4 protein-coding genes and 1 pseudogene are annotated in these 4874 nt (G+C 71.4%); 2 read left to right on the top strand and 3 right to left on the bottom strand.

The features are described 5' to 3' along the window. Window positions 1-280: 280 nt before the first annotated feature. From AC27VN_RS32615 to AC27VN_RS32605, 3 genes and pseudogenes are all read right to left on the bottom strand, one after another. Complete coding sequence (locus AC27VN_RS32615; RefSeq protein ID WP_490879244.1) at window positions 281-1009, bottom strand: DsbA family protein; 729 nt, start codon at window positions 1007-1009, stop codon at window positions 281-283. Next, window positions 1003-1890 (bottom strand): annotated as a pseudogene (locus tag AC27VN_RS32610) (MBL fold metallo-hydrolase); the annotation flags it as partial. The pseudogene AC27VN_RS32610 and the gene AC27VN_RS32615, both read right to left, overlap by 7 nt. A gap of 124 nt (window positions 1891-2014) precedes the next feature. Beyond that, entirely contained in the window at window positions 2015-2920 is a 906-nt protein-coding gene (locus tag AC27VN_RS32605; protein WP_057590428.1) for a LysR family transcriptional regulator, read from the bottom strand. A gap of 130 nt (window positions 2921-3050) precedes the next feature. On the opposite strand from AC27VN_RS32605, the gene AC27VN_RS32600 reads away from it, so the two are divergent. Continuing rightward, a complete protein-coding gene (locus tag AC27VN_RS32600) occupies window positions 3051-4019 on the top strand; it encodes a hydroxymethylglutaryl-CoA lyase (protein WP_490879243.1) in 969 nt (322 codons plus the stop codon). Beyond that, a partial coding sequence (locus tag AC27VN_RS32595) for a CaiB/BaiF CoA transferase family protein (protein ID WP_490879242.1) occupies window positions 4016-4874 on the top strand: 859 nt, incomplete at its 3' end. The genes AC27VN_RS32600 and AC27VN_RS32595, both read left to right, overlap by 4 nt.

Below are 4874 nucleotides of genomic sequence, written 5' to 3'. Positions count from 1 at the left end.
CGCGCTCGGCCAGCCGGACCCAGGTGTCGTGCGCCAGCTCGCGCGCATCGTGCGTGCTGCCGGTGCGGCGCGCGATGAACCGTACCAGCTCCTGGTAGCTGTCCTGGAAGGCTTTCAGCAGCGGGCTGGGGGAGAGTTGGGCGGACATGGGAAGGGGGATGGCGCGCGGATCGCCGGCGGATTATTGTCGAGAATGGTTCTCATTTGTCCGTGAAGCCTCCGAATTCAGCGCTTCCGCGACGAAACACGGCCGCCGGATGTCCAGGCCGGCGGGCGGTTTTCAGATCGCGCAGCCGTCGGGGCCGCAGCTGCCCAGGGTCGGATGTCCCGGCGCGGACGGCGCGGCGAAGCTCGCGAGCTGCGCTTTCCACGCGTCCGGCCGGCCCAGCCACGGGCCGATGTCGACCCGGCTCGCGCCGCCATCGGGCCGCGCGAGCACGAAGGTCGGAAAGCCCTGGCCGCCCACGCGGCGCAGCAACGCGCGGCTGGCCTCGATGTGTTGCGCGGTCGCTTCGCCCGACAGCCGCGCGAAGGCGGCAGCGAAGGCTTCGCCGTCGAGGCCCAGTTCCAAGGCCAGCGCCCGCAGCACCTCGGCATCGGCGATGCGCCGGCCCTCGGCGTAGTGCGCGCGCTGCACGCGATGCGCCATGTCGAGCGCGCCGCCCGCGCGCAGCGATTCGGCCGCGAGGATCGCGGTGGTCGGCGGTGCGGAGTCCATCACGGCCGTGCCGTCGCGCAGCAGTCCCTCGAAGTAGGCCTCGCCGAAGGGCTGGCCCGTGAGCTCGGCGATGCGGCGGTCGTGCGGCAGCACGTAGTCGCGCCATTGCGGCGTGATGGCGCGGCGGTTGGCGCCGGTCATCATGCCGCCGCCATGCAGTTCGACCCGCAGGCCCGGCACCTCGCGCGCGGCCTCGACCAGCGGCGCGGCGGCATAGCACCAGCCGCACAGCGGGTCGAAGATGCAGTGCAGGGTGGCGCCGTCGTGGCTGCCCGGGTTCATTGCGGCCATTTCATCTCTCCCTTGATGACCTTCGCGCTCAGTTCGAGCGAGGAGGCGTCTTCCAGCTTGGGGTAGCGCTTCTTCATCGCGGCGATCAGCGCGGCCGAGTCCTTGGCCTTGGCGGCCTCGGTCTCGAAGGCCTGCAGGTAGGCGCGCGTGAAGTTCACCGAAGCGAGCGTAGAGGGCGCCGAGCCGTCGGCGTTCGGCAGGTAGTGGCCGGGCACCACGGTCTTCGGCTTGAGCGCCGCGATGCGGTCCAGCGTGCGGCGCCAGTCGCGGCGCGACTCGGGCGTCTGCGTGTCGGCCACCCAGAGGTGGATGTTGGCCGATACCGGCACGCCGCCGACCACGGTCCGGAGCGAGGGAATCCACGCGACGGTGCGCGCGGGCGTGGGGCCGACGACCTGGATCTTGCGGCCCTCGAGCTCGATCGTGTCGCCCGCGAGCGGCTCGGGCACGACCAGCGACTGCGGCGCGTTGTCCTTGAGGATCGGGCCCCAGTGGGCCAGCTTGCCGTCCTTCGAGGCCTGGATCGCGGCCACGGTCTGCGGCGTGGCGACGATCCTCGCGTCGGGGAAGGCGGCACGGATCACGTCGAGGCCGAAGTAGTAGTCGGGGTCGCTGTGGCTGATGTAGATGGTGGCGAGCCTGCGGCCGCCGGCCTGGATCTTCTTCACCAGCGCCTGGGCGTCGTTGCGCTGGAACTGGGCGTCGATCAGCACGGCCTCCTTCTCGCCCGAGACGATGCTCGAGGAGACGGGAAACAACGAAGCCGCGCCCGGGTTGTAGACCTCGAGCGTCAGGGGCGCGGCGGAGGCGGCGATGCCGAAGGTGGGGAAGGTTGAGAGGGCGGCGAGCGCGGTGGCGGCAAGGAAGCTGCGGCGGAACATGGCGATGATTCTTTCTGCGGATGAAGGTGTGACAGGTGAAGCCCGCAGTGTGGATTGCGCCGAACGAAACAAAAACCGGCTCCCGCGCAAAGGATCGTTTCGAAATCCGGACGAATGAGACGGCTCAGTCGCGCCGCGCCAGCTTCTCGAGGTGCGCCACCAGCAACTGCGCCGCGGGCGAGAGCGAGGCCTCGTCGCGAAAGCAGATCGCGAAGCGGCGCTTCGCCCACGGGTCGGCCAGCGGCATCAGGCACAGGCCGTAGGCCGCGGTGAAGGGCTGCGCCACCTCGGCCGGCACCACGCTGATCGCGAGGCCGGCGCGCACCACGCGCAGCGCGGCGTCGAAGTTCGACACCAGCACGCGGTGCACCAGCGGCTTGCCCGCGGCCGTGGCCTCGCGCGCGAGCAGCAACTGCACCGCGCTGAGCGCGGGCATGCCGACGAACTCGTGGTCGAGCAGCTGCTCGAAGCGCACCTCGCGCATGCGTGCCACCGGGTGCGAGGGATGCGCCACCACCGCGAGGTGGTCGCTGCGGTAGTCGCGCCGCTGCAGGCCCTCGAGGTCGGCCGCGTCCCAGCACAGGCCGATCGAGGCCACGCCCTCGCGGATGCCGCGCACGATCTCGGGGCTCACGCGCTCCTCCATGTCGACGCGGATGTTGCGGTGCGCCGGGTCCTGCAGGAAATCGGCCACGTCCTCGGCCAGCGACTCGGCCATCACCGAGGCCGAGGCCAGCATGCGCACGTGGCCGCGCATGCCGCCGGCATAGGCCGCCATGTCGCGCTCGATGCGGTTGACGCTGCCGAGCATGGCGCGCGCATGCTCGAGCAGGGTTTCGCCGGCGGCCGTGGGCACCACGCCGCGGCGGCGCCGCACGAACAGCGGCGTGCCCAGCGTGTCCTCGAGTTGCGCCAGCCGCTTGCTGATCGCCGAGCCGACGATGCTGGCCTGGGCGCCGGCGCGCGCGATGCTGCGGGTCTCGCAGACCGAGACGAACAGGCGCAGGGTGGTGAGGTCGAGGTCGCGCATGGCGTCGGCTCCGTGGCTTCGTGGTGTTCCGATTCGGAACGGATCTGGTTCCGAAATATAGCTTCTGCATCGAATCGGAAAGTCTAAGAATGACGCCGATTCCAGACACCCATCCCACGGAGACATCGCCTTGACCGAACCTTCCGCCCCGGCGCGCCCGCACGCCTTCCTGCCGCCGCGCGCCACCGTGCGCGAAGTGGGCCTGCGCGACGGCCTGCAGAGCATCGCCCGCACCCTGCCCACCGCGCACAAGCGCGAGTGGATCCGCGCCGCCCACGCGGCCGGCCAGCGCGAGATCGAGGTCGGCTCCTTCGTGCCCGCGCGGCTGCTGCCGCAGCTGGCCGACACGGCCGAGCTGCTGGCCTTCGCGAAGACCCTGCCGGGCCTGTTCGCCTCGGTGCTGGTGCCCAACCTGAAGGGCGCGGAGCGCGCCATCGAGGGCGAGGCCGACCTGCTGGTGGTGCCGCTGTCGGCCAGCCATGCGCACAGCCTCGCCAACCTGCGCAAGACGCCCGACGAGGTGGTGGCCGAGGTCGGCCGCATCCGCGCCGCGCGCGATGCCGCGGGCTCGAGGACGCTGATCGAGGGCGGCGTGGGCACCGCCTTCGGCTGCACGCTGCAGGGCCCGGTGGCGCCCGAGGAGGTGCTGCGGCTGATGCAGGCGCTGCTCGATGCGGGCGCCGACCGCGTGAGCCTGGCCGACACCGTCGGCTATGCCGACCCGGCGATGGTGCGCCGCCTGTTCGAGCGCGCGCGGGCCATCGCGGGCGAGCGGCTGTGGTGCGGCCATTTCCACGACACGCGCGGGCTGGGGCTGGCCAACGTCTATGCGGCGCTCGAGGTCGGCATCGCGCGCTTCGACGCCTGCCTGGCCGGCATCGGCGGCTGCCCGCATGCGCCGGGCGCCAGCGGCAACGTCGACACCGAGGACCTGCTGTTCATGCTGCAGAGCATGGGCGTGGCCACGGGCGTCGATCTGCGGCAACTGCTCGCGCTGCGCGGGCGCGTGGCGCAATGGCTGGACGGCGAGACGCTGCAGGGCACGCTGTGGCGCGCGGGCTTTCCGAAGACCTTCGCGCGGGAAGAGGTGGCGGCATGAGCGCCCTCGAAGAGAAGCGCCTGCCGCTGGCCGGCATCCGCGTGGTCGAGTTCACCCACATGGTGATGGGCCCGACCTGCGGCATGGTGCTGGCCGACCTCGGCGCCGAGGTCATCAAGGTCGAGCCGATCGAGGGCGACCGCACGCGCCAGCTGCTGGGCGCGGGCGCGGGCTTCTTCCCGATGTTCAACCGCAACAAGAAGAGCATCGCGCTCGACCTGCGCCATCCGCAGGGGCTCGAGGCCGCGCTGCGCCTGTGCGCCGGCGCCGACGTGGTGGCGCAGAACTTCAAGCCCGGCACCATGGGGAAATACGGCCTCGACTACGCCGCGCTGCGCCGGCTCAACCCGCGGCTGGTGTACGTCAACCACACGGGCTTCCTGCCCGGCCCCTACGAGCATCGCACCGCGCTCGACGAGGTGGTGCAGATGATGGGCGGGCTGGCCTACATGACCGGCCGGCCCGGCGACCCGCTGCGCGCGGGCACCAGCGTCAACGACATCATGGGCGGCATGTTCGGCGCCATCGGCGCGATGGCCGCGCTGATGCAGCGCGGCCAGACCGGCGAGGGCCAGGAGGTGCATTCGGCACTGTTCGAGAACAACGTGTTCCTGGTCGGCCAGCACATGCTGCAGTACGCGATCACGGGCCAGGCCGCGGCGCCGATGCCCGAGCGCATCTCGGCCTGGGCGCTGTACGACGTGTTCACCGTGAAGGACGGCGAGCAGATCTTCCTGGCCGCGGTCAGCGACGCGCAGTGGCAGAGCTTCTGCGATGCCCTGGGCTTCGACGACCTCAAGGCCGACCCGGCGCTGCGCACCAACAACGACCGCGTGCGGCTGCGCCCGACCCTGC

Source organism: Variovorax sp. 20P10.2.4 (assembly GCF_058244205.1).
This window is presented reverse-complemented; position numbering and strand designations above follow the sequence as displayed.